The 24,789-nt window shown below is 53.1% G+C and carries 23 protein-coding genes and 1 tRNA gene; 14 read left to right on the forward strand and 10 right to left on the reverse strand.

Going from position 1 to position 24,789, the window contains the following annotated elements; translation table 11 throughout:
• Window positions 1-32: 32 nt before the first annotated feature.
• A complete protein-coding gene (gene fadK, locus B4923_RS17850; RefSeq protein WP_109055721.1) occupies window positions 33-1,712 on the forward strand; it encodes a medium-chain fatty-acid--CoA ligase in 1,680 nt (559 codons plus the stop codon).
• Between the two features lie 11 nt (window positions 1,713-1,723).
• On the opposite strand, the gene B4923_RS17855 is transcribed toward fadK, so the two are convergent.
• Together B4923_RS17855 and B4923_RS17860 are read right to left on the reverse strand one after the other, a co-directional pair.
• Complete coding sequence (locus tag B4923_RS17855; RefSeq protein WP_109055722.1) at window positions 1,724-2,491, reverse strand: amidohydrolase; 768 nt, start codon at window positions 2,489-2,491, stop codon at window positions 1,724-1,726.
• The gene (locus tag B4923_RS17860; protein ID WP_109055723.1) at window positions 2,479-3,636 is read right to left on the reverse strand and encodes a pyridoxal phosphate-dependent aminotransferase; all 1,158 of its coding nucleotides are present in this window, start codon (window positions 3,634-3,636) and stop codon (window positions 2,479-2,481) included. Before B4923_RS17860 ends, B4923_RS17855 begins: the two co-directional genes overlap by 13 nt.
• 166 nt (window positions 3,637-3,802) lie before the next feature.
• On the opposite strand from B4923_RS17860, the gene B4923_RS17865 reads away from it, so the two are divergent.
• The 3 genes from B4923_RS17865 to B4923_RS17875 are packed head-to-tail and all read left to right on the forward strand — an operon-like array spanning window position 3,803 to window position 5,660.
• The gene (locus B4923_RS17865) at window positions 3,803-4,417 is read left to right on the forward strand and encodes a methylthioribulose 1-phosphate dehydratase (protein ID WP_109055724.1); all 615 of its coding nucleotides are present in this window, start codon (window positions 3,803-3,805) and stop codon (window positions 4,415-4,417) included.
• A complete protein-coding gene (mtnC, locus tag B4923_RS17870) occupies window positions 4,414-5,118 on the forward strand; it encodes an acireductone synthase (protein ID WP_109055725.1) in 705 nt (234 codons plus the stop codon). The genes B4923_RS17865 and mtnC overlap by 4 nt, the downstream gene beginning before the upstream one ends.
• Complete coding sequence (locus B4923_RS17875; RefSeq protein WP_109055726.1) at window positions 5,115-5,660, forward strand: 1,2-dihydroxy-3-keto-5-methylthiopentene dioxygenase; 546 nt, start codon at window positions 5,115-5,117, stop codon at window positions 5,658-5,660. Before mtnC ends, B4923_RS17875 begins: the two co-directional genes overlap by 4 nt.
• 50 nt (window positions 5,661-5,710) lie before the next feature.
• Here B4923_RS17875 and mtnA read toward each other — a convergent pair whose 3' ends face one another.
• Window positions 5,711-6,739, reverse strand: coding sequence for an S-methyl-5-thioribose-1-phosphate isomerase (gene mtnA / locus B4923_RS17880; RefSeq protein WP_109055727.1), 1,029 nt, complete (start codon window positions 6,737-6,739; stop codon window positions 5,711-5,713).
• Between the two features lie 143 nt (window positions 6,740-6,882).
• Here mtnA and mtnK point away from each other — a divergent pair, with 143 nt between their 5' ends.
• Window positions 6,883-8,085, forward strand: a complete 1,203-nt coding sequence (mtnK, locus tag B4923_RS17885; RefSeq protein WP_109055728.1) for an S-methyl-5-thioribose kinase — start codon at window positions 6,883-6,885, stop codon at window positions 8,083-8,085.
• A gap of 29 nt (window positions 8,086-8,114) precedes the next feature.
• Here the strand turns inward: mtnK and yajD are convergent, their stop codons facing one another.
• Both yajD and fadE read right to left on the reverse strand, forming a co-directional pair.
• A complete protein-coding gene (gene yajD, locus B4923_RS17890) occupies window positions 8,115-8,465 on the reverse strand; it encodes a YajD family HNH nuclease (RefSeq protein ID WP_210732732.1) in 351 nt (116 codons plus the stop codon).
• Window positions 8,466-8,959: 494 nt separating this feature from the next.
• Entirely contained in the window at window positions 8,960-11,407 is a 2,448-nt protein-coding gene (fadE, locus tag B4923_RS17895; protein ID WP_109055730.1) for an acyl-CoA dehydrogenase FadE, read from the reverse strand.
• A 332-nt stretch (window positions 11,408-11,739) separates the two neighbouring features.
• Between fadE and lpcA the strand changes: the two genes are divergently transcribed.
• Both lpcA and B4923_RS17905 read left to right on the forward strand, forming a co-directional pair.
• Window positions 11,740-12,321 (forward strand): D-sedoheptulose 7-phosphate isomerase, encoded by a 582-nt coding sequence (gene lpcA / locus B4923_RS17900; RefSeq protein ID WP_109055731.1) that lies wholly within the window; start codon window positions 11,740-11,742, stop codon window positions 12,319-12,321.
• A 37-nt stretch (window positions 12,322-12,358) separates the two neighbouring features.
• Window positions 12,359-13,126, forward strand: coding sequence for a class II glutamine amidotransferase (locus B4923_RS17905; protein WP_109055732.1), 768 nt, complete (start codon window positions 12,359-12,361; stop codon window positions 13,124-13,126).
• On the opposite strand, the gene dpaA is transcribed toward B4923_RS17905, so the two are convergent.
• Both dpaA and B4923_RS17915 read right to left on the reverse strand, forming a co-directional pair.
• Window positions 13,097-13,819, reverse strand: a complete 723-nt coding sequence (gene dpaA, locus B4923_RS17910; RefSeq protein WP_109055733.1) for a peptidoglycan meso-diaminopimelic acid protein amidase — start codon at window positions 13,817-13,819, stop codon at window positions 13,097-13,099. The genes B4923_RS17905 and dpaA overlap by 30 nt on opposite strands.
• Before the next feature lie 400 nt (window positions 13,820-14,219).
• Complete coding sequence (locus B4923_RS17915) at window positions 14,220-14,993, reverse strand: class I SAM-dependent methyltransferase (protein WP_425428651.1); 774 nt, start codon at window positions 14,991-14,993, stop codon at window positions 14,220-14,222.
• Window positions 14,994-15,170: 177 nt separating this feature from the next.
• On the opposite strand from B4923_RS17915, the gene dinB reads away from it, so the two are divergent.
• The gene (gene dinB / locus B4923_RS17920) at window positions 15,171-16,229 is read left to right on the forward strand and encodes a DNA polymerase IV (RefSeq protein ID WP_109055735.1); all 1,059 of its coding nucleotides are present in this window, start codon (window positions 15,171-15,173) and stop codon (window positions 16,227-16,229) included.
• A 78-nt stretch (window positions 16,230-16,307) separates the two neighbouring features.
• Here the strand turns inward: dinB and pepD are convergent, their stop codons facing one another.
• Window positions 16,308-17,768, reverse strand: a complete 1,461-nt coding sequence (gene pepD / locus B4923_RS17925; RefSeq protein ID WP_109055736.1) for a beta-Ala-His dipeptidase — start codon at window positions 17,766-17,768, stop codon at window positions 16,308-16,310.
• Between the two features lie 227 nt (window positions 17,769-17,995).
• Window positions 17,996-18,358 carry a hypothetical protein gene (locus tag B4923_RS17930; RefSeq protein WP_109055737.1) on the reverse strand — a complete coding sequence of 121 codons (363 nt, stop codon included), beginning with the start codon at window positions 18,356-18,358 and terminating at the stop codon, window positions 17,996-17,998.
• Between the two features lie 241 nt (window positions 18,359-18,599).
• On the opposite strand from B4923_RS17930, the gene gpt reads away from it, so the two are divergent.
• The 6 genes from gpt (at window position 18,600) to B4923_RS17960 (ending at window position 23,815) form a co-directional block, all read left to right on the forward strand.
• Window positions 18,600-19,058 (forward strand): xanthine phosphoribosyltransferase, encoded by a 459-nt coding sequence (gene gpt, locus B4923_RS17935; RefSeq protein WP_109055738.1) that lies wholly within the window; start codon window positions 18,600-18,602, stop codon window positions 19,056-19,058.
• A 248-nt stretch (window positions 19,059-19,306) separates the two neighbouring features.
• On the forward strand, window positions 19,307-20,557 hold the full coding sequence (gene frsA / locus B4923_RS17940) for an esterase FrsA (RefSeq protein WP_109055739.1): 1,251 nt from the start codon (window positions 19,307-19,309) through the stop codon (window positions 20,555-20,557).
• A gap of 124 nt (window positions 20,558-20,681) precedes the next feature.
• Window positions 20,682-21,056: a sigma factor-binding protein Crl gene (crl, locus tag B4923_RS17945; protein ID WP_109055740.1), complete on the forward strand. Its 375-nt coding sequence runs from the start codon at window positions 20,682-20,684 to the stop codon at window positions 21,054-21,056.
• A 125-nt stretch (window positions 21,057-21,181) separates the two neighbouring features.
• Window positions 21,182-22,285 carry a glutamate 5-kinase gene (proB, locus tag B4923_RS17950; protein WP_109055741.1) on the forward strand — a complete coding sequence of 368 codons (1,104 nt, stop codon included), beginning with the start codon at window positions 21,182-21,184 and terminating at the stop codon, window positions 22,283-22,285.
• A gap of 10 nt (window positions 22,286-22,295) precedes the next feature.
• Entirely contained in the window at window positions 22,296-23,549 is a 1,254-nt protein-coding gene (gene proA / locus B4923_RS17955; protein WP_109055742.1) for a glutamate-5-semialdehyde dehydrogenase, read from the forward strand.
• A 190-nt stretch (window positions 23,550-23,739) separates the two neighbouring features.
• Window positions 23,740-23,815: transfer RNA gene (locus tag B4923_RS17960), tRNA-Thr, on the forward strand.
• Between the two features lie 154 nt (window positions 23,816-23,969).
• Here the strand turns inward: B4923_RS17960 and B4923_RS17965 are convergent.
• Window positions 23,970-24,581, reverse strand: coding sequence for a hypothetical protein (locus tag B4923_RS17965; RefSeq protein WP_109055743.1), 612 nt, complete (start codon window positions 24,579-24,581; stop codon window positions 23,970-23,972).
• Window positions 24,582-24,789 lie beyond the last annotated feature (208 nt).

Here is a 24,789-nt window from a genome sequence, read left to right on the forward strand (position 1 = left end):
CACAGTTGCCGTTTATAACAGAGATAAAGCGCATGACGGTTACAATTAAATTTAACGATGCACGCAGGGAATGGTATCGGCAACAAGGTTACTGGGGAGATGCGTCACTTGCTGACTATTGGCATCAGTCGGTTAAGGTCGCGCCGGAAAAAATGGCCGTCCTCGACAATCAGGGAACGTCATATACCTATGCCGCACTGGATCGCGCCGCAGGAAGCCTGGCCGCTTATCTGTTAGCATGCGGCATCCAGCCGGGTGATCGGGTGGCTTTTCAGCTTCCCGGCTGGTGTGAATTCACGCTGATCTATCTGGCCTGTCTGAAAACGGGAGCGGTTTCGGTTCCTCTTCTGCCCGCTTACCGCGAAACGGAATTGATCTGGACGCTTAACAAGAGTCAGGCCTGCGTCTTGTTCGTCCCGACACTGTTCAAAAACACCAATCCCGTGGAAAGGATCGCCCCACTGCGTTCCCAGCTTCCGTATCTACGGCAGGTGGTGGCGGTCGATAAACTGGCGCCAGCCGCCACAACGCCGGCGCTCAGCCAGCTGCTGCAAGACTATCCGCCGCTGGAAAATCCCGTCAAGGTGCATGGCGATGAACTGGCCGTGGTGCTGTTTACTTCTGGCACGGAAGGGGTGCCTAAAGGCGTCATGCTCACTCATAACAATGTCCTGGCCAGCGAACGCGCTTATTGCGCGACGCTGAACCTTAACTGGCTGGATACGATATTGATGCCTGCGCCGCTGGCTCATGCCACTGGTTTTCTGCACGGCGTCACGGCGCCTTTCATCATCGGAGCGCGTAGCGTGCTGCTGGATATTTTTAATCCGGCGGACTGCCTCACTTTGCTGACGCGGGAAAAATGCACCTGTGTCATGGGGGCGACGCCTTTTGTTTATGATTTGCTGTGTGCCGTACAACAGCAGGATTACGACCTGTCTTCACTGCGCTTCTTCCTGTGTGGCGGCACAACCATCCCCAAAAAAGTCACCCGGGACTGTTTGCAGGTCGGAATAAAATTGCTGAGCGTCTACGGTGCGACGGAAAGTTCACCGCATGCCGTCGTGAAACTCGACGATCCTCTTTCCCGCGTGATCAACACGGATGGTACCGCCGCTCCTGGCGTTGAAATCAAGGTCGTCGATAAAGCGCGCAAGACGGTTCCCCGCGGTGAAGAGGGGGAAGAGGCATCTCGCGGGCCTAACGTGTTCATGGGTTATCTGGATGAGCCCGAACTGACGGCTCATGCGCTGGACGAGGAGGGCTGGTATTACAGCGGCGATCTCTGCCGGATGGATGAGGCGGGTTACATCAAAATTACTGGCCGGAAAAAAGACATCATTGTCCGTGGCGGCGAGAACATCAGTAGTCGGGAGGTTGAGGAGATCCTGCTGCAACACCCGCGCGTGCGTGACGCCGGCGTCGTCGCCATGCCGGATGAGCGTTTGGGAGAACGTTCGTGCGCCTATATCGTGCTGAAAGCGCCTTACCAGACGCTGACGTTGGAAGAGGTGATCGCTTTTTTCAGCCACAAGCGGGTTGCCAAATATAAATACCCGGAACATGTGGTCATTGTCGATAGTCTGCCACGCACCGCATCCGGAAAAATCAAAAAGTATCTGCTGCGGCAGGACATTATCCAGCGGTTGTCTCTCTCCGCCGATGAGGATGATACCTGTCTTGATACGCCAGCATTACGGTCTTCTTTATGAATCGCGGTCTTTTATAGCGAAAAACGGTCCGCATCACGCCATGCCGGGAAGGTCTCCCGGTAGCTTTGCAGCGCTTCCAGCGACAGTTCCGCATCCAGGCGGGCAGGTTGATTCGGCGGCGCTGAGGCCAGAGTCTCCCCCTGCGCGTTAATGATCAGGCTGTCACCCCGGTAGCTGTGCCCGTTGCCGTCGATGCCGACGCGGTTACAGCCGGCGATGTAAGCCTGGTTTTCAATGGCGCGTGCGGCCAGCAGCGTCTGCCAGTGTGATGAACGTGGCGCTGGCCAGTTGGCGACATACAGTGCCAAATCGTAGTCCTGACGGTTACGTGACCACACCGGAAAACGCAGGTCGTAACAAATCAACGGGCAGATGCGCCAGCCGCGCCATTCAAGAATCAGACGCTCCGTGCCGGCCTGATAATATTGATGTTCGTCCGCCATACGAAACAGGTGACGCTTGTCGTACTGGTAAATCTCACCGTGCGGATCGACCAACAGGAAGCGGTTCACTGCGCCTTTTGGCGTATGGACGGCAATGCTGCCGCCGATCAAGGCATTGGTTTTCTGCGCCCATTGATACAACCACGTCTCAACAGCCGACTGATCCAGACTGTTCTTTGCGGCCTCCATGGCAAAACCGGTGGTAAACATTTCGGGTAACACGATCAGATCGCGACCGGTGATATCGGCCAACAGGGTATCAAAATGGCTCAGGTTGGCTGCGCCATCCAGCCATACCAAGGGCTGTTGCAGTACTGAAATGCTCAAAGTCGACATAAACGCTCCGCGGCGGCATCTAATGTAGATTCCTGTTTGGCAAAGCATAGCCGAATTAATTTATGAGGAAACGGATCGGCGCAAAATACGGAAAGCGGAATGGCGGCCACGCCCACGTGCTCGGTCAACCAGCGGCAGAAACTGACATCATCCAGATCGGAAATGGCGCTGTAATCGGCCAGCAGGAAATAGGTGCCTGCGCAGGGCAACGTTTTAAAACGGCTGTTGGAAAGGGCGTTGATGAAGCGATCGCGACGGGCGCGATAAAAATCCGGTAGCTCACGCCAGTGTTGTGGCTGTTCACGTAACATGTCGGCAATCGCCAACTGGGCGGGCGTGTTTACCGAAAATGTCAGGTACTGATGAATCTTGCGAACTTCCGCGCTGAGCGCCGCAGGCGCGACACAATAGCCGATTTTCCAGCCCGTCATATGGAAGGTTTTACCAAATGACGACACGGCAATGGCGCGTTGGCGTAAAGAAGGATGCTCAAGCACGCTGGCATGGCCTTCCTGTGCGAAGCAAATATGTTCGTAGACCTCATCGCTCAACACATAAATTTCGCGTTCAGCGATGGCCTGCCACAGCTGTTGGAAATCTTCTTTTTGCCAGACGGTCGCTGACGGATTATGCGGCGTATTCAGAATCACTAATCGGGTGCGTTCGCTGATCAAACCGGCGAACGCCGTCCAGTCGACGCGAAAAGCCGGCGGTTGCAGCGCCAGACGCTTTAACTCGCCGCCGGCCAGCGCAACGGCAGGTGCATAACTGTCATAGCTGGGATCGAAACAGATCACTTCATCGCCGGGGCGCACCAGGGCGGCAATGGCCGCGAACAGCGCTTCCGTCGCGCCGGCGGTCACGGTCACTTCGCTATCCGCATCGGGCTTCCAGCCGTACAACTCGTCCGTTTTCTCGGCAATGATGGTACGCAACGGCGCCACGCCGGTCATGGGCGCATATTGGTTCGCTCCCTGGCTTACATGATAGGCCAGACGCTGTTGCAGATAAGTGGGACCATCAAAGTCAGGAAAGCCCTGCGAGAGATTAATGGCCTGATGCTGCTGAGCCAGTGCGCTCATCTGCGTAAAAATGGTGGTGCCCAGTGACGGCAGTTTACTTTCGGGAATAAGCGGGATGCTCATGACGGGGTCGGACTCCTGCAAACCTGTATTGCTTGACAATATAACACGATGTTAGTATTTGGCAATCAAGACGCTTGGACGTTTAAACGGCTAAATGCCTTTAAGTGCTAAGTCATAACCAAAGGGACTAAGTACCCGTAAACGTACCAGTAACACGAGAAGCATGATGACTGAAAATCAGCAACTTACGGCACTGCTTGCCGCCTGCCACTGGATAGGGCAGAAAGGCTGGTGTCCGGCGACCGGGGGAAATATGTCCGTGCGCCTTGATGAACAACAGTGCCTGATTACCGAATCAGGCAAGGATAAAGGCAGCCTGCTGGCTGATGATTTCCTGCTGGTGGATATCGCCACCAACCACGTACCCAGCGGTCGGACGCCGTCGGCGGAAACCGGGCTGCATACGCTGTTATATCGCACTTACCCGCGGGTTGGGGCGGTGCTGCATACTCATTCGGTCAACGCGACGGTGCTGTCACGGGTAGAAACAGGTGCCGAACTGGCGCTGCAAGGCTATGAAATGCAAAAGTCGCTGGCCGGACAGACAACGCATCGGGATCGTGTGGCGATCCCGATTTTCGATAACGATCAGGATATTCCGGCGCTGGCCGACCGCGTCGCGACGCGCGCAAAACATGAGCCGCTGCGCTACGGTTTTCTGGTGCGGGGACATGGCCTCTATTGTTGGGGAGAGACGGTAAAAGAGGCGCGTCGTCATTTGGAAGGGCTTGAGTTTTTGTTTCAGTGTGAACTGCAACGTCGACTGCTGGAGGCCAAATGAGCCAGACCCGTGCCATTAAAGCGATCGTGACGGATATTGAAGGCACCACCAGCGATATCCGCTTTGTCCACAACGTGTTGTTTCCTTATGCCCGTGAGCGTCTGGCGGATACTGTGCATCGACATGATGACAATCAGGAAATCGCACAGGCGCTGACGCTGTTGCGTCAGGAACTGACCGCGCCCGATGCGGATGAGGAGGCGTTAATTGCGGCGTTACATCAGTTTATGGATGAAGACCGCAAATCGACCGCACTCAAGCTGTTACAGGGCATTATCTGGCGTACGGGTTATCACAACGGCGATTTCCGCGGACATCTCTATCCGGAGGTGGCCAGGCAACTGGCTGATTGGCAGCGGCAGGGCATTCGCCTGTATGTCTATTCATCGGGTTCCGTTGAAGCTCAGCAATTGCTTTTTGGTTACAGCGAGGCGGGGGATTTACGTCCGTTGTTCCAGGATTATTTTGATACCCGCGTTGGCGCCAAACGCGAAACCGCATCCTATCGCGCCATTGCCCAGTCCATCGGTTTACCGGCTGAGCAGTTACTGTTCCTGTCGGATGTTCATCAGGAACTGGATGCCGCGCAAGCAGCAGGATGGCATACCTGTCAGCTCATTCGTCGTGATGCTGATGACTTGAGTCGCCACCCCCAGGTGGCACGTTTTGACCAAATCGATTTACAGGAGTATTCCCAATGAGTGCACTGACTATCTTTAGCGACAGCGATGCAAGCCAACCGATTTGGCAAAGCCAGGACGGAGAAGCCATTCGCCAGCAGTTAGCCGGGATCGGCGTGCGTTTTGAGCGCTGGCAGGCAAGTCAAACGCTGAGCGATGCCCCCTCTTCCGAAGAGGTGTTGGCTGCCTATCGGCATGAGATCGATAAGCTGGTGGACGAGAAAGGCTATCGGAGTTGGGACGTGATCAGTATGCGTGCGGACAACCCGCAGCGTGCGGAACTGCGCACCAAATTTTTATCCGAGCATATTCATCACGAAGATGAAGTTCGGTTCTTCGTTGAGGGGGCGGGGCTGTTTTGCCTGCATCTGCAAGGCAAGATTTTCCAGATCCTGTGTGAGAAAAACGATCTGCTGTCTGTGCCTGCCGGCACGGCGCATTGGTTCGACATGGGCCCGGAACCCCACTTCACGGCTATTCGGCTGTTCGATAATCCGGAAGGTTGGGTCGCGCATTTTACCGGCGATAAGATCGCGGATGCGTATCCGAAATTAGCGCGCTGACCCACGGCTTAGATCTTAAGGTAAGGGAGCGTCAGGCTCCCTTGATGTTGTCATTTCAGCGATGTCTGAAATATTCCCTCTTTCACCGCCTGCGGCGTCACCACGCCGGTATCCAATATCCAGCCGCTGATGAGTGCTGCCGGCGTGACATCAAATGCCGGGTTGTCGACGGGCGCGTTCTGCGGCGCCCACTGGCAATTGCCGAAACTGCCTGACACGCCGGTCACTTCCGCTGCGGCGCGCTGCTCAATCGGGATAGCATGACCGGCCGGACATGCCGGGTCGTGTGTGGTGTGCGGTGCGGCGACGTAGAACGGAATCTGATGATAATGCGCTAATACCGCCAGACTGTAAGTGCCTATCTTGTTGGCGACATCTCCGTTGGCGGCAATGCGGTCTGCCCCTACCCATACGGCATCCACCTTGCCTTGCGCCATCAGGCTGGCGGCCATCGAATCGCAAATCAACCGGTAGGGAATGCCCAATTCGCCCAGTTCCCAGGCGGTTAATCGTCCTCCCTGTAGCAGCGGACGGGTTTCATCGACCCAAACCTGAGTCACGTTTCCCTGCTGATGCGCCCGCAACAGCACGCCGATAGCGGTACCGATCCCGGCGGTCGCCAGTCCACCAGTATTACAGTGGGTCAGGAGTCTGCTATTCGGGGCCACCAGCGTGGCGCCGTGGGCGGCAATTTGCTCGCACAATGCGCGATCTTCTTCGACCAGTCTCAGCGCTTCCTGCGCCATAGCGTTGACGAATTGCGGCTGTGCCAGCGCTTGCTTCATCCGGTCCAGATTGTTCATAAGATTCACCGCCGTAGGGCGTGCTGCCCGCAGCGTTTCCAGCGACTGCGCCAGCTGTGGCTGGGAGAACCCTTCTTCAGCCAACAGGGCAAGCAGCAGACTGGCGGATAAGCCAATCAACGGCGCACCGCGCACGCGTAATGTCTGGATATGTTCCACCAGCGACGTAACGTCAGGGCAGGGACACCAGCGTTTCTCTTGTGGCAGCGCCTGTTGATCGAGGATCCACAGCTGATTATCGATAATCTTCAGGCTGGTTGTGTTAAGTGTCTGCATGAGTGGTTAAATCCATGTTGCGTTATTGCACCGATTTTCTTATTCTGCCAATATGTGTAATGGATGTATAGACGTCCAAACGCTTTTATGTCCAAAAATGATTTTCTCACCATCGTGTGAGCGCAGAATAATGAGGGGTTGGAATGTCACTTTACCGCACCTTTACGGCGGATGATGCCGTAGAATACGCCCGCCAGTATGGCCGGGTGAGCGATCCGCACTCGCTGATCGCTGCTGAGGAAATTGGCGACGGTAATCTGAATCTGGTGTTTAAAATCCGGGATACTCAGGGCGTCAGCAGGGTGATTGTCAAACAGGCGCTCCCCTATGTCCGCTGCGTTGGCGAGTCGTGGCCGCTGACGCTCGATCGCGCCCGCATTGAAGCGGAAACGTTGCTGTCCCATGCCCAATTCTGTCCGCAACATACGGTAACGGTGCTGCACCATGATGCGGCATTGGCCGTGATGGTGCAGGAAGATCTTTCCGATCACCGCATTTGGCGCAGTGAGTTGATTCAGGGGGCCAACTACCCGCAGGCCGCGGCCCAACTGGGTGAATATCTGGCGCAGGCGCTGTTCCATCATTCCGATTTTTATCAGTCTCCTCACGACAAGAAAGCGGCGGTGAGCCGGTTTACCAACCCTGAGCTGTGTCAGATCACCGAAGATTTGTTCTTCACCGATCCCTATATTGACCATGAAAGAAATCGGTTTGACGCCGTGTTGTCGGCGGATGTGCAGGCATTGCGTGACGACCGGGCGCTGAAACTGGCCGTTGCCGGACTAAAACACCGCTTTTTAAGCAAGGCGGAAGCGTTGTTGCACGGCGATATTCATAGCGGTTCAATTTTTGTAGCGGAAGGCCGACTGAAAGCAATTGATGCCGAGTTTGGCTTCTATGGACCGATAGGCTTTGATGTGGGAACCGCTATCGGGAATCTGTTGCTGAACTATTGCGGTTTGCCGGGCCTGCTGGCGCCGCGTGAGGCGGCAGCCAGTCGCGAGCAACGGCTTGAGGATATCCGCACGCTGTGGCATACCTTCACGACGCGTTTTCTGTCGCTGAGCCAGCACAGTAGTCGTGAGCCTTCGCTGGCGGAACCGGGTTATGCCGAGCTGTTTTTACAACAGGTATGGCAGGATGCCGTCGGCTATTGCGGAACCGAACTGATTCGCCGCACGATTGGTCTGGCGCACGTCGCCGATCTCGACAGCATCCAAAATGATGAGGCGAGGGCGGGATGCCAGCGTCAGGCGTTATCGCTGGGCCGGACGCTGATTCTGGCTGCGCCGCATATCGCCAGCGTTGAAGCGCTGCTGGCGCGGGTACGGCAAAGCGGTGCATAAGATTGAGGGATAGCGGATGATGGAACCCGCTATTTCTTGCCTTTTTCCAGCATCGCTTTCAGATCGGCGAAAGGGTTATGGGTGGCGAGGCCAACGTCTTTCTGGGCATCCTCACCCGCGATCACGGTTGAGCCGTAAATATCCGCATCCGTATATTTTGAGTGCTCGTGATCGTGGCAATACAGGCACAGCATTTCCCAGTTGCTGCCATCTTCCGGGTTATTACTGTGGTCGTGATCGATATGATGCACGGTTAATTCGCGCAGATTGGAATAAACGAATTCGCGCGAACAGCGACCGCAGACCCACGGAAAGAGCTTGAGTGCTTTTTCGCGATAGCCGCTTTCGAGTTTCGCGTAGTTTTTCGGGATATATGCCATGGCGTGGTGTCTTTTGCTGGAGGAAATGGTCATTTTAACCCGGTTGACCCGCGGTATAAATGGATAGGGTAAAAAAGGCCGCAATCGCGGCCTGTTGAGATGGCTGACACATCTCTGCATCACATGACTATGCAAGGAAGCGCGACGGTTTCGTGCGTGATAAATCGCGGTATTTCTCTGTGGCACTGATGCCACGCCCGACTCAGGGCGCTCAATCTCCAGCGTCCTGAGAACCCGGGCTTTTGGCGGAAATTATGCCGCTGACGCGGTGCCTTCGGCGTTCATGCCCGCCTTTCGAGCCGCCAGTGACGCGTTCCCAACGCGGCACTGGCTTTCGCGACGTCCTGTCGCTCACTCGGCGGTCATGTCCGCCTCAGCATAATTTTTTACGCCGTGGAAAGAAAAATAGTGGCTATGATAATAGTTGAACGTTGTCAGCAGTCCGAAAGGCCGCTATTGCGGCCTTTAAAGGAGAGGGGCTTAAGCCGGCATCGTCACGCCGCCTCCGTCTTTCTTTGTGGTTCAGCGGTCGCCTGCTGCCTGTTTGCCGCCAGTGCGTCCGCGGCGAAATCATCCACGTTGATCGAACGTAAACGGCTGGCTTCCGCCCGGGTTAACACGGTGGCTTCCTCTGCGGTTATCTTGCCTTCCGCCAATGCCTGTTCCGCCAATTGATCCAATCTCATAAACGGCAGGTGCTTACCGCTGGCTTTTGATAAGCGTTGGTAGATGGGTTCCGCTGCAATAATATCTCCCAGCGCTTCTTCCAACAGACCGACCGGATTATGTTCACTGGCGACCCGATACTGTCCGCGTCCCAGACGGTTGCGCGTGGCCGATGGCGTTTGCAGCAGTTTCGCCACCTCATGATCCAGACGGTCAGATGGCGCATCGCTACGGCGGCCCAGGGGGAAGATGATAAACGTCAGCAGACCCGCGATTATGCGGTTCGGGAAATTGCGTAACAGGTCTGCTATCGCCTGCTCAGCCTGATGGAGGCTATCTTGCACGCCCCAATGAACCAGCGGCAGATCCGCTTTGTGCCGGCCTTCCTCGTCGTAGCGTTTCAGCGTCGCGGAAGCCAGATACAGCTGGCTAAGGATATCACCCAGACGTGCCGAAATGCGTTCCCGACGTTTCAGGCTTCCACCCAGCACGGCCATGGAAACATCTGCCAGCAGCGCCAGATTCGCACTGAGTCGATTCAGACGCTGATAATAACGGCGCGTTTCGTCATTGACCGGCGCATGACTCAGTCGGCCGTTGATCAGGCCCAGCCAGAAGCTGCGGATTTTGCTGCTGCCAATATGCCCGATATGGCCAAATAGCGCGCGGTCAAAGCGTGGAACATCCTTATCCTGCGCCGCCGCCATCTCTTCCAGTACATATGGATGGCAGCGGATTGCACCCTGACCGAAGATAATCATACTGCGGGTCAGAATGTTCGCGCCTTCCACGGTAATGGCGATGGGGGAACCCTGATAGCTGCGGGCGAGGAAGTTGGCGGGGCCGAGGCAAATCCCTTTCCCGCCGGCAATGTCCATCGCATCCAGCACGGCCCGTTGACCGCGGTGGGTACAGTGATATTTGACAATGGCGGACAGGACGGCAGGTTTCTCCCCCTGCATAATACCGCTGGTGATCAGCGTAGAGGCGGCATCCATGACATACGTGTTACCGGCGATACGCGCCAGCGGCTCTTCAATCCCTTCCATTTTACCGATGGACACCTTGAACTGACGACGAATATAGGCATACGCGCCGATACCCAGCGCGATCGATTTCAGGCCGCCGGTTGAGTTGGAGGGCAATGTAATGCCGCGTCCGACGGACAGGCATTCCATCAGCATCCGCCAGCCTTGTCCGGCCATTTTCGGTCCGCCGATGATGTAATCCAGCGGAACAAAAATATTTTCACCTTGCGTCGGTCCATTCTGGAACGGAATATTCAGCGGGAAATGACGGCGGCCAATCTGCACGCCGTCGGTGTTGGTGGGGATCAGCGCACAGGTAATGCCCACATCTTCGGTTTTACCCAGCAACTGGTCCGGGTCATACAGTTTAAAGGCCAGACCGAGCACCGTCGCGACCGGCGCCAGCGTGATGTAACGTTTATTCCAGGTCAGACGCATGCCAAGGACCTGTTCGCCGTGCCAGTTGCCGTAACAGACGACGCCGGTATCCGGAATGGAGCCGGCATCAGAGCCCGCTTCGGGGCTGGTCAGGGCAAAGCACGGGATCTCCTGACCCTGGGCCAGACGAGGCAAATAGTGATCCTTCTGCTCTTCCGTACCGTAATGTTGCAGCAGTTCACCGGGGCCCAGCGAGTTCGGTACGCCGACGGTAATCGCCAGAATACTGGAGACGCCAGCCAGTTTTTGCAGAACCTGCGCCTGCGCATAAGCAGAAAACTCCAGACCGCCGTACCGCTTTTTGATAATCATGGCGAAGAAGCGATGCTGTTTGAGAAATGCCCACAATTCCGGCGGCAGATCGGCGCGTTCATGGGTGATCTCAAAATCGTTTGCCATGCGACAGGCTTCTTCCACCGGGCCGTCAAGAAATGCCTGTTCTTCGGCGGTCAGACGTGGCTGCGGGTAGTTGTGCAGTTTTTTCCAGTCCGGTGAGCCACGGAAAAGATCGCCTTCCCACCAGGTAGTGCCTGCATCAATGGCTTCTTTTTCCGTATTGGACATCGGCGGCATGACCTTCTGGAACATGCGCAGAGCGGATGCGGAAAAAAGCCGACGGCGAATCGGCAATACGTTAAACGGTATCAGCGCAATGACCAGCGGGACCAGCAGCCAGACGGGCCACAGCAGTATGGCGGACATGGCGGCAAAGTAGGCAACAAGAATCGCACTGCTAAAAAGCAGGCTGATACGGTGATAGAACATGGCACCGATAATAATCAGTAAGAGAAGAATACTGACAGCAACCATAGTACGTCTCCAGAGTTGTCGTCGACTTAAAGAACCCTTTCATTCGCGTTTGGCTCCACATTGTGCAGCGGAAATGACGAGTGAAACGGCCGTTGAGTCATAAGAGGTCTGACCTGTTGGTCTTTATTTGTTGTAGTGCATTTGCTTGTTTTTATCAATTCATTTACATCACAATTACAACTTAACTCACAAACCCGGTAGCCGTTCACGGTTTTCTGATTGGCGTCAGCGATCCTGCCGATCGTGTCATTGCGCGCTTCTCGCTGTTTCCGCGATCCGCTACACTGCATGGCAATATAGAATGATGTCATACGACATAATGAGAGGATCCCATGTATCAGGACTTAATCCGTAACGAGCTGAAAGAAGCGGCAGAAACGCTAAATAACTTTTTAAGCGATGACGCAAATATTCAATCGATTCAAAACGCGGCGGTGTTACTGGCGGATGCGTTTAAAGCGGGTGGGAAGGTGATTTCCTGCGGTAATGGCGGGTCGCACTGTGATGCGATGCATTTCGCCGAAGAATTGACGGGGCGTTACCGTGAAAACCGTCCGGGTTATCCGGCTATCGCCATTTCTGATCCCAGCCATCTTTCTTGTGTCAGCAACGATTTCGGCTATGACTTCGTGTTTTCCCGTTATATTGAATCGCTGGGTCGTGAAGGCGATGTGCTGTTGGGCATCTCCACATCAGGCAATTCAGGCAATATCATCAAAGCGATTGCGGCTGCGAAGGCAAAACGCATGAAGGTGATCACGCTGACGGGCAAAGACGGCGGTAAAATGGCGGGGACGGCGGATGTGGAAATTCGAGTTCCCCACTTCGGTTATGCGGATCGTATTCAGGAAATCCATATCAAGGCGATTCATATTCTGATTCAATTGATTGAAAAAGAGATGGCTGGCAAATAGGAAAAGCGAACACGCGGGGGAGGTTAGGAGAGGCGAGATGTGTGAACTGCTTGGGATGAGTGCGAATGTACCGACGGATATCTGTTTCAGTTTTACCGGGCTGATTCAGCGTGGCGGTCTGACCGGGCCGCATCGGGACGGCTGGGGTATTACGTTTTATGAAGGGAACGGTTGTCGTACCTTCAAAGATCCGCAGCCAAGCTATAATTCGCCGATTGCCCGGTTGGTGCAGGACTATCCCATCAAGTCTTGCGCGGTGGTGTCGCATATCCGGCAGGCCAATCGGGGCGCGGTATCGCTGGAAAACACCCACCCCTTTACCCGCGAGCTATGGGGCAGAAACTGGACATTTGCCCACAACGGGCAGTTGAAAGGTTATCGCTCGTTGAAAACGGGGATGTTTCGGCCTGTCGGTCAAACCGACAGCGAATTTGCTTTCTGCTGGCTGCTGCATCAATTGTCACAGCGCTATCCCCGCACGCCGGGTAATTGGCCGGCGGTGTTCCGCTATATTGCAGAACAGGCCGACGTATTGCGCAGGAAGGGCGTGTTTAACATGCTGTTGTCGGACGGCCACTTTGTCATGGGATACTGTTCGACCAAGCTGTACTGGATTACCCGCCGGGCGCCGTTTGGCAAAGCGACGCTGTTGGATCAGGATGTGGAAATCGATTTTCAGCAGCAGACGACGCCGAATGATGTCGTAACCGTGCTGGCAACGCAGCCACTGACTGGAAATGAAACCTGGCATCAAATCATGCCAGGAGAATTTGTCTTATTCCACTTTGGTGAACGCGTAATTTAATACTGGCTGGCTGGTCGTCAGCGGTGGGTTAACGACATATTGACCGTTAAATACCGCGACGGCCGGCGGCTGGTTGTGCTGATTGAAATACGCATAACCCGGCTGCAACTGGCGCCAGAAGCTGTAATAGCTTGAATTGCGATGGCGCTGCATGTTTTGTTCCGTCATGCGGAACGGATAAATCGCCAGATCGATTTTCGTCTGTCCGTTAAGCAGTGCCTGTTCAGCGTAACGATAAATTTCATCAATATAATTATTGGTCATGGCGTAGCAGCCAACGGACACGCATTCGCCGTGAATCATCAGATACCGGCCGGAATATCCCTGCGATTTGTCATATTCGTTGGGGAAACCGATATTAATTGCCCGGTAATATCGGCTGTCTGGTTTGAGCTGGCGCAGATCAACCTGATAGAACCCTTCAGGGCTTTTCAAATCACCTTCGATACGCTTAGGCCCTAATCCGCCTGAATATTTACAAATGGGATAACTCTCTAATAAGCGATATTCGCCGCTTAACTGAGCATAGAGTTCTAATACTCTCTCTTCTTTGAATATCTGAATATAGATCGGAGAGCCTAATAATTGCTGTTTTAATTCTTTTGTTATCGGCGCAGGTTCACTGGCTGTGCTGGTAACAACAATAGCGGGCAAAAAAAACAACATCGCAAAAGACAGCGCGATTTTTTGCATTATGGATCCTGATGAAATAAAAAGCTGTGCTACATACGGTTAGTTATCGTTCCGTATTCCTTTGCCTTTAGGCGGATTTATAACCAATGTATTTCAATTGCTGTCAGAAGGTAACCAAACCTGTCTCATGCCTGAACCCCCTGGCGAAACAGGGAAACGTAACATTGTTGCAATCTGAAAGACGAAGGATATAAAACGGTTTCACATTATCATCGCCTTAATTTTAATCAAGTATGAAAACCATTAAAAAACTATTTTCGAGGTAAAAATGAGAGGCGAACAACGCTGACGCCGTTCTTTTCGACAGTCGTGAACCTACCAGGGACAGCAGAAGGCGGAATGATATACTCCCACTGTCCTTTATTGGTACGTTTCACAATATACCCAGATGGCCGATCAATTACGCACGCGTGGCTTCGATCATCATAATGTCGGTGACAAAGGTACCGTCTGATTGTACTTCAAAATATCGCGTCACTTCTTCCGCCAGCGTTTTTTGCAATTCCCGAATCGCGATGGCGAAATGCTCCGGCGTGCGCATGCGGGCAATCCAACTGTTGAACTCCAGCGGCAATCTATCGCTGGTCACATTGCGCACCACAAATCCCGCTTCAGTGAACATACTCAGCCACTCGCCGGGAGAATAGTCACGTACATGCGAGGTGTCGCGCAGCTTCTCAACGGTCTGCAAATAGATATCCAGCAGCGGATGACCCGGTGATACCACATCCATCATGATGACTTGACCACCCGGCTTCAATACCCGTTTCATTTCGCGCAGCGCCTGGCCGACATCATGCCAATGGTGGGCGGAGTAACGACTGATAATGATATCGGCGCTGGCATCCTCGAAAGGCAGGGATTCGGCAATGCCTTGCCGTACGCGAATATTGCTTAACCCCTTCTGTTTGGCCGCCTGGCTGACCACGTCCAGCATTTGTGCCGACAGATCGTATGCTACAACGTCGGCCACGGCCTGCGCGGCGACGAAGCTGGCGTGCCCGGCGCCGCAGCCTAAATCTATAACGTGGGCGGAGGGAAAGGGGGCTAATAAAGTAGCAAGCCGCGCCAAATCTTTTCCCTGCGCATGGACGGCACTGGTCAGATAATTTTGTGCCTGCGAGCCAAATTGGTTCTCAACGCTGTTGGTGTGGCCGTGCTTATTTTCCATCATTACTCTCTTTTTATTTCCCGGACAAAGGCTGAAACCACTATAAAGTGCGATTTATACGGGGACAATATAAGTATTTAAACGGGTGCGACTGATTGCTGAACAAACGCCTTGACCGGTTTCTCAACTTGTCTGCCTTTATGTTTTACTGTATTTTTATACAGTAAGGCGGGAGGGCGTATGCGAAAAATCATTCATGTGGATATGGATTGCTTCTACGCAGCCATTGAGATGCGTGACGACCCGCGTCTGCGCGATATCCCGCTGGCGATCGGCGGCAGCGCCGATCGTCGTGGCGTAATCAGCACCGCGAATTACCCTGCGCGGCGTTATGGTATTCATAGCGCGATGGCCACCGCGACTGCGTTACGTCTTTGCCCCCATCTGACCTTGCTGTCTGGCCGGATGGAGGTGTACAAGGAGACGTCCCGGCAGATCCGTGACATTTTTGCCCGCTATACCTCACTCATTGAACCGCTTTCTCTGGATGAAGCCTATCTGGATGTCACCGACAGCCCCTATTGCAATGGTTCGGCAACGCTGATAGCAGAAGAGATCCGTCAGGCGATTTTCAGGGAACTGAACCTGACGGCATCGGCAGGCGTGGCGCCCATTAAATTTCTCGCCAAAGTCGCCTCCGAACTCAATAAACCCAACGGTCAGTATGTGATCCCGCCCGATCGGGTGGATACCTTTATTTTGCAGCTACCGCTGGCAAAGATCCCCGGTGTAGGTAAAGTCACCGCAAAACGGCTGGAAGAAAAAGGGATGTTGACCTGTGCCGATGTGCGCCGCTATGAACTGGCGGAATTGCTAAAAAGTTTCGGAAAATTTGGTCGTGTTCTGTGGGAGCGTTGTCATGGCATCGATAAGCGGCCAATCTCACCAGATCGATTACGTAAATCGGTGGGCGTTGAGAAAACACTGGCGAAAGACATTCATCACTGGCATGAATGTGAAGGGCTCATCGAGCAGCTTTATCAGGAACTTGAACGGCGTTTAAAGCGGGTCAAACCGGATCTGCATATTGCCCGGCAAGGGGTAAAGCTGAAGTTTGATGACTTTCGGCAGACGACGCAGGAACATGTTTGGCCGGTATTGAACAAGCAGGATCTCGTCACGCTGGCGCGGCAAACCTGGGAGGCGCGGCGAGAGGCGCGCGGGGTTCGTCTGGTGGGGGTGCATGTCACGCTGCTCGATCCGCAAATTGAACGACAGCTGGTGCTGAACTGGGAATAGCCAATGGGTAGAACAGACAGTTCGCCATAAAAAAAGCGGCTTTTACAAGCCGCCTCTGTTTTTCTCACCAGCACGCGATCAGGCGCGTTCAGGGATCGCTTTCAGCAATGCGGTAAGCAGTTGCCAGTATTGTCCCACGCTGGCGATATGGACTTGCTCATCCGGTGAATGCGGACCGGTAATGGTTGGCCCGATAGAAACCATATCCATATCCGGATACGGTTTCTTGAACAGACCACATTCCAGCCCGGCATGGATCACCATGATATTCGGCGTCTTGTTGAACAGCTTCTGGTAGGTTTCACGCACCAGCTGCATAACCTGTGAACCTGCATCCGGCTGCCAGCCCGGGTAGCCGCCTTTTGGCGAGGTATGTGCCCCCGCCAGCTGTCCCAGCGCGGTGAGCATTCCGACAACATAGTCTTTACCGCTGTCGATCAGTGAGCGAATCAGGCAGATAATTTCCACTTCCTGCTCGTTCATGGTGACGACGCCTGCGTTCAATGACGTTTCCACCACGCCTTTTACTGCATCACTCATGCGGATCACGCCGTTTGGCATTGCGTTCAGCAATGCCAGCAGACGATCGCGACTGTCTTTGGTTAACGCCTGTGATTTCGTTTCGCTGGTTTCTACCAGTATGTTCAGATTTTTCTCGACGGCTGACAGCTCATTTTTCAGCGTGGACAGGTATTCCTGGCTCAATGCTTTCAGTTGATCGACATTGGCCGCGGGCAATGCCAGCGTGGCAAAGGATTCCCGGGGAATCGCGTTACGCAGCGTACCGCCGTTCAGATCAAGAATACGTAGGTCCAGTTTATCTGCCTGTTCAAACAGGAAACGGGCCAGCAGCTTGTTGGCGTTGCCCAGTCCAAGATGAATATCACAGCCGGAGTGACCGCCTTTCAGACCTTTGATGGTCAGTTGCAGCGTCTGATAACCGGCTGGCAGGGCTTCACGCACTAGTGATAAACGGGTAATGAAGTCAATGCCACCGGCACAGCCCATGTAGACTTCGCCTTCTTCTTCCGAATCGGTGTTGATCAGGATTTCACCCTGTAACCAGTTTGGTTGCAGACCAAAAGCGCCATCCATACCGGACTCTTCAGTCATGGTCAGCAGGACTTCCAGTGGGCCGTGTTTGACGCTGTTATCCGTCAGAACCGCCAGCGCCGACGCCATACCGATACCGTTGTCGGCGCCCAGTGTCGTACCACGGGCTTTTACCCATTCGCCATCAATATAGGGTTGGATAGGGTCCTTGGTGAAATCATGCACTGTGTCGTTATTCTTCTGAGGCACCATATCCAGATGGGCCTGTAGCACAACCGGTTTGCGGTTTTCCATGCCGGAGGTGGCCGCTTTGCGCAACAGGATATTGCCTACCCGATCGCGTTCGGCATGAATGCCTTTTTCTTTCGCCCATTCAAGGATGTGCGCCGCCAGCGCTTCTTCATGGTAAGACGGATGGGGAATAGAACAGATCTTGGCAAAAATGTCCCACAGCGGTTGCGGGGCAAGTTGAGACAATTCAGACACTATTTACGTCTCCTTTTCAGCAGGCCTGTCTTTGCGTCCGACGTTTTGGCGCGACAGGTGGAAAGTTAATCACGGTCAGCCATTCGATATGGTGTGTTGGAACAGAATATCACTTTCTCCCGGAAGCGGGGAAAATTGGCGTGAAAAACAAAAAACAGCGCGCCAGGTTAACTGGCGCTGATATGGGCGATTTGATAGGAAAAAAATATGCCTGAAAAACTCACGATCTAAATAATATCATCCGGGTGATGGTAGATGGTGATGCGATCGCCAATGGATAAGGCGCGATACTCGGTTTCGGATGTTTCAACCTGGTAGCGTTGGCCGTTGGCTTCGACATCCAGAATAAACCGTTCGTTTTCCAGCGTCGGAACGGGGACATAACCGTAAAAATTATCGACCAGCGTCAGCGTTTTTTGCGCGGGCTGATAATATCGGTGTACGATTTTTCCCTCCAACGGTTCTGGTTTTTTCCACCGTGATTGGAAATGGGTGCTGAGTTCAAGGCAAAGCAATACGGTCAGCACAATGACTAAAATGGTTCCAATAACCGTGAGTTGATCTTGAATCAGGGTATACAGTGCTGTCATGGTCGGCTCCGTCTGGTTTCCGCTTTAGGTGTTTAATATATTTTTCTTCTGCGATCGTCCAATGTCATTTTGTACTGACTTAACACAAAATTTTGATTTGGACAGTGCAGATAGCGTGGAAACTCGGTTGTCAGGCTGAGAAATACTGGTTTTTATGTCGTTGGATATCTATAATCTCGCGCAACCTTTTTCCCCCTCAGACTCAAATTAAGCCAATTTCAATTCGGCTGGGATATATTTTATGAGCGAAAAGTACGTCGTAACCTGGGATATGTTGCAAATTCAGGCTCGCAAACTGGCGCAGCGTTTACTGCCGGCCGAACAATGGAAAGGCATCATTGCCGTTAGCCGCGGTGGGTTGGTGCCCGGCGCTTTGCTGGCTCGTGAGCTGGGTATCCGCCACGTTGATACCGTTTGCATCTCCAGCTATGACCATGATAATCAGCGCGAAATGAAAGTGCTCAAGCGTGCAGAGGGTGATGGTGAAGGCTTTATCGTTGTCGACGATCTGGTTGATACCGGTGGCACGGCCAAAGCGATTCGCGATATGTACCCGAAAGCGCGTTTCGTCACCATTTTCGCCAAACCCGCAGGCAAACCGCTGGTTGACGACTATATCGTCGATATCCCGCAGGATACCTGGATTGAACAGCCGTGGGACATGGGTGTGGTGTTTGTTCCGCCGTTGTCCGGCCGTTAATCGCTATCTATCGTCTATTTCAATGCCCGGTTCGACCGGGCATTGTTGTTTATGGCCGTCGGCTAATCGCTGAGTTTACCTCTCGAGGCATAACGGGCCGTTTTATTTTTTCACCATTTTGATCTGAACGTGGGTTTCTGCGTTCTGCCGTTTGTCTTCACCATCATGAGTTCGTTACACTCTGATTTGTTAAATACGGTAATTGTCTGGTTGGCCGATAACGGCGGTTTACCTTAACGGAGGTTGCTTTGGCGCAAGCTAATCTGTCTGAAACCCTATTCAAACCCTCCTTTAAACATGCGGAGACATCCACGCTGGTAAGGCGGACGCGCCATGCGCCGGAAGCGTTGGGCGCGCATTACACGCTGGAAGGCGAGAACACTCGCAATTGGTATCGCATGGTCAACCGGTTGATGTGGATCTGGCGCGGTGTTGATCCGTGGGACATTGAAGAGGTGCTGTCGCGTATCGCGGTGAGTAAAGCGGAAAGGAGCCGCGAACATTTACTCGATACCGTCATTGGCTACCGCAGCGGCAACTGGATTTACGAGTGGTCAAAACAGGGCGCAGGCTGGCAGCAGCGCGCGATGGACAGCGATGATAGCGCGCAAAGCGGGCAGTATTGGCTGAATGCTGCCAACCTCTATAGCATCGCTGCCTATCCTCATATAAAAGGTGATGAACTGGCCGAACAGGCGCAGACGTTGGCTAACCGGGCTTACGAAGAAGCCGCGAAATTCCTTCCTTATGAGCTAAAAGAACTCACGTTTCCGATTCAAGGTGGCGGGTCGCTGACCGGTTTCCTGCATTTGCCTCCGCAAGGCAAAGCGCCTTTCCCGACTATTCTCATGTGCGGCAGTCTGGATATGTTGCAAAGCGACAACCATCGCCTGTTCCGGGATTATCTGGCGCCGGCCGGTATGGCGATGTTGACCATTGATGTTCCCTCCGTCGGATTCTCGTCCCGTTGGAAGTTGGATCAGGATTCGAGCTTCCTGCATCAACAGGTGCTACGGGCGTTGCCGGATGTGCCGTGGGTTGATCACTGCCGTGTCGGCGCGTTTGGTTTCCGCTTTGGGGCCAATATCGCGGTACGGTTGGCCTATCTCGAATCGCAGCGCTTACGCGCTGTCGCCTGTCTGGGGCCAATGGTACATCACTTACTGTGTGACGCGCAGCGTCAGCAACAGGTGCCGGATATGTTTATGGATGTGCTGGCCAGCCGGCTGGGTATGCCATTTTCTACCGATGCGGCATTGAAAGTTGAACTGGGGCGTTATTCCCTTAAAACGCAAGGATTGCTGGGGCGTCGCTGTCCTACGCCGATGCTGGCCGGGTACTGGGATAACGATCTGATGAGCCCGAAGGAAGAGGCTAGCCTGATCGTCAATTCATCCGCGCAGGGGAAACTGTTGCCCGTTAATTTTTCACCGGTCTATCAAAATTTCCACCGGGCATTGCAGCAAATTAGCGATTGGCTGGGAAAACAATTACGTTAGCGGTTGATATTCCTCGTGCTGGAAGCCTTTGGGTAATGTCATACCGCTGACCCATTGTTTCGCCAAATTTTTGAGAAATTGCCATTCTCTGCTAAAAAGAGTGTTCAACCTGAGGAGATTGCCGATGATGTTACCGAGTGGACACCCGAAAAGCAGGCTCATGAAGAACTTTTCATCGCTGGGGCCATACTTGCGTGAAGGACAGTGCGGACACCAACATTTTTTCTTTGATTGTCTGGCCGTATGCGTCAACGTAAAGCCTGCTCCTGAGAAACGGGAATTCTGGGGCTGGTGGTTAACGCTGGAAGATCAGGGAGATGCTTTTACCTATGACTACCATTTTGGTCTGTATGATAAAAGCGGCAACTGGCGTGAAGAGAAAATCAAAGATAAGGACGTGATGGCTCAGCTTGAAAACACCAGACAGGCATTCCATGTTCGTCTGGAAAAAATGCTGCAATCGCTGGACCCCGCCTGTGCATTAATCACACGACCGTGATACTTCCCATTTGATCCCCAATTTATTCACAGGTTTTCGCGTTGAGCCTGTTGGCATAACGCGTCTGTCCTGTTACAACGTTTTTCTGATTTGTCTTTTTTATGACTTCTAACGGTAGAGAAATTATGAGTGGCAGCCAGACCTTGGTTGTGAAACTAGGCACCAGCGTGCTGACTGGCGGTTCACGCCGTCTTAACCGCGCCCATATTGTTGAACTGGTTCGTCAGTGTGCGCAACAACATGCGGCGGGGCACCGAATTGTGATTGTCACGTCAGGGGCGATTGCCGCCGGTCGTGAGCACCTGGGCTACCCGGAACTACCCGCAACCATTGCGACCAAACAACTGCTTGCGGCCGTAGGGCAAAGCCGCCTGATCCAACTATGGGAACAGCTGTTTTCCATTTATGGTATCCATATTGGTCAGATGCTGTTGACCCGTGCGGATCTGGAAGATCGCGAACGCTTTCTGAACGCACGAGACACGATGCGGGCATTGCTGGATAACCACATCGTCCCGGTAATCAATGAAAATGATGCGGTTGCCACTGCGGAAATCAAAGTCGGCGATAATGATAACCTTTCCGCGCTGGCCGCCATTCTCGCCGATGCGGATAAACTGCTGCTGCTGACCGATCAGGCCGGGTTGTTTACCGCCGATCCGCGTAAGAATCCCGATGCGGAGCTGATCCGAGAGGTGACCGGGATTAACGACGCCCTGCGCAGCGTTGCGGGCGACAGCGTATCAGGATTGGGCACCGGAGGAATGTCGACCAAACTTCAGGCGGCGGATGTGGCCTGCCGGGCGGGCATCGATGTGGTGATTGCCTCGGGAAGTAAGCCGGGTGTGATTGGCGATGTGATTGCCGATGTTTCTGTTGGCACGCGTTTCCGTGCGCTGGAAGCCCCGCTGGAAAGCCGTAAACGCTGGATCTTCGGCGCACCGCCGGCAGGTGAAATCACCGTGGATGATGGCGCATTATCCGCTATTCTCGAACGTGGCAGCTCCCTGCTGCCTAAAGGCATTCGCGACGTGATCGGGAATTTCTCCCGCGGTGAGGTTATCCGTATTCGCAGTTTATTGGGGCGCGATGTGGCTCATGCGGTTACCCGCTATAACAGTGATGCACTGCGCATGATTGCCGGACACCACTCCCAGCAGATCGCCGATATTCTCGGTTATGAATATGGCCCGGTGGCAGTTCATCGGGACGATATGATTATCAATTAAGGAGCTAGCCATGCTTGAACAGATGGGCAAAGCGGCAAAAGCGGCGTCTTATCAGTTAGCGGTGCTGAGTACGGCTGAGAAAGATCGTGTGTTGCAGACGATCGCGGATTTGCTGGAAGCGGAGAGCGCGACGATATTGACCGCTAACGAGCTGGATCTGGCCGATGCGCGTCAGAATGGCATGAGCGACGCATTGCAGGATCGTCTGCTGCTGACGCCTGCACGTCTGGCGGCGATTGCCGACGATGTATGTCAGGTGTGCCGCTTAACCGATCCGGTCGGGCGAGTGATCGATGGCAGCATGCTGGATAACGGCCTAAAACTGGAGCGTCGACGCGTACCGCTTGGTGTAGTCGGCGTGATTTATGAAGCGCGTCCCAACGTCACGATTGATGTCGCTTCTCTGTGTCTGAAAACGGGTAACGCGGTCATTCTGCGCGGCGGTAAAGAGACATACCGCACCAATGCGGCGACGGTGAAAGTGATTCAACGGGCGCTGACGCAATGCGGACTGCCAACTGCTGCCGTTCAGGCGATTGAAAGCCCGGATCGCGAACTGGTCAATCAACTGCTAAAACTGGATCGCTATGTGGACATGCTCATTCCTCGTGGTGGCGCGGGCCTGCATAAATTATGTCGTGAGCAATCGACGATCCCGGTAATCACCGGGGGTATCGGGGTATGCCATATCTATGCTGACGAAAGCATAGATTTTGACAAAGCGCTGACGGTAATCGAGAGTGCCAAAGTTCAGCGTCCCAGCGCCTGTAACAGCCTGGAAACCTTACTGGTTCAGAAAAGCATTGCTGCTGCCTTCTTGCCTGCACTGAGCAAGAAAATGGCGCAGGCTGGTGTGACGTTACATGCCAGCACATTGGCGATGCCGTATCTGACAGAAGGACCAGCGAACGTTGTTGCGGTGGAAGAGGCCAACTACGATGACGAATGGCTCTCTAACGACCTGAACGTCACGTTAGTGGACGATCTGGATCAGGCCATCGCTCATATTCGTCAGCATGGTACGCAGCATTCTGATGCTATTCTGACGCGTTCCCTGAGCAATGCGGAGCGCTTTGTCCGCGAAGTCGATTCCTCGGCGGTTTACGTCAATGCCAGCACCCGCTTTACCGATGGCGGACAGTTTGGTTTGGGCGCGGAAGTGGCGGTTAGCACGCAGAAACTGCATGCGCGCGGCCCGATGGGATTAGAGGCATTAACCACCTATAAATGGATCGGCTACGGCGACGATCTGGTTCGGCCATAACCCTATTTTTTAATCCGCAAAGTTATAGGGATCTCTGTTATTAGTTTGGAAAATTATCAGAGAATCCCTATCTTCAATACAGCGATTATAAAACCAGCAGACGATAGTCAATCGCTTGACTTGCCGTCTCATTTTCAATAGTTTGTCACCCCGTAGCTCATCGTCACGCATTCGCCAAGACGATCCCGAAGCCGATATAGCTCAGTTGGTAGAGCAGCGCATTCGTAATGCGAAGGTCGTAGGTTCGACTCCTATTATCGGCACCATAAAATCAATAAGTTACAAATCATCTCCCTTCTAAAATCTTTATTTTTTGCTCTCGGGTACACTCTGGGGTACACAGTTAGCATGATATAGCGACTTCCTGCTGAATTAGATAAGCCGCTTTCATTTCGAGGCTTGTTTCACAACATGGGGCGCTTAGAAATTGGAACCAAAACCTGAACCAAGGCCCAAACTAGAGTGGAAGCTGCTACCGCTGATGTGATTAATATCGAGAGTATGGTTCATGCCCCAGTCACTGTCCCCCCCAGATAAAGAACTTGTGCCATAACGATTACCCATTAAATCAAAAGCATCATTTGCCATAGGCAAGCAATTGGCTGGATTAACACCATGAGTATGGTGATGAATATACATATTCCAGCCGCTGTCACCTATTCTTGTAAAGCGTTTTGATGAAATAGGGTGACGATTACCTGTCCAGCTATTATGTTTCTTTCTGTTTTTTGATGCTATCAGACGATTTCGTTCATCAAGTCGTTGGAAATAGCCATCGATATTGATTGTGACAATCGGAATTTTCCCCTCATGAAGTTGTCGTTGATATCTTTTCCCCTCGGCCTGACTAAGTTCCGGAAATCTGGTTCCGCGTTTTATGAAGTACGCGTTAGAAGATTCATCAAAGAATACCGTTCCATCCGGAAACCGATCTGGCAACCATTCCACTTTTCGTCTCCGTTGTTGCTGTTTTTGGAACAGTAAGTTCAAATACAGATTTTTTACAGCCGTAATTATTTTCTTTATAGCCATTGTCGTTCTCCTTCATTGATTTTAATCGAGGGAGCGGAAGAGAAAAATACCGCTGTGTTTCTATATTATCACCTTATTTAGGTTCACCTAATTTCCACTCGTGGCTATCTGGCTTGATAAGATTTAAATAATCATGAAAACAATTGTATCGATAAAATTTCAATAATCATGAAAACAATAACGTATTCACGGCGTCTGTACTTTTTAT

It is taken from the genome of Brenneria roseae subsp. americana, assembly GCF_003115815.1.
GTDB classification, from domain to species: domain Bacteria; phylum Pseudomonadota; class Gammaproteobacteria; order Enterobacterales; family Enterobacteriaceae; genus Brenneria; species Brenneria roseae.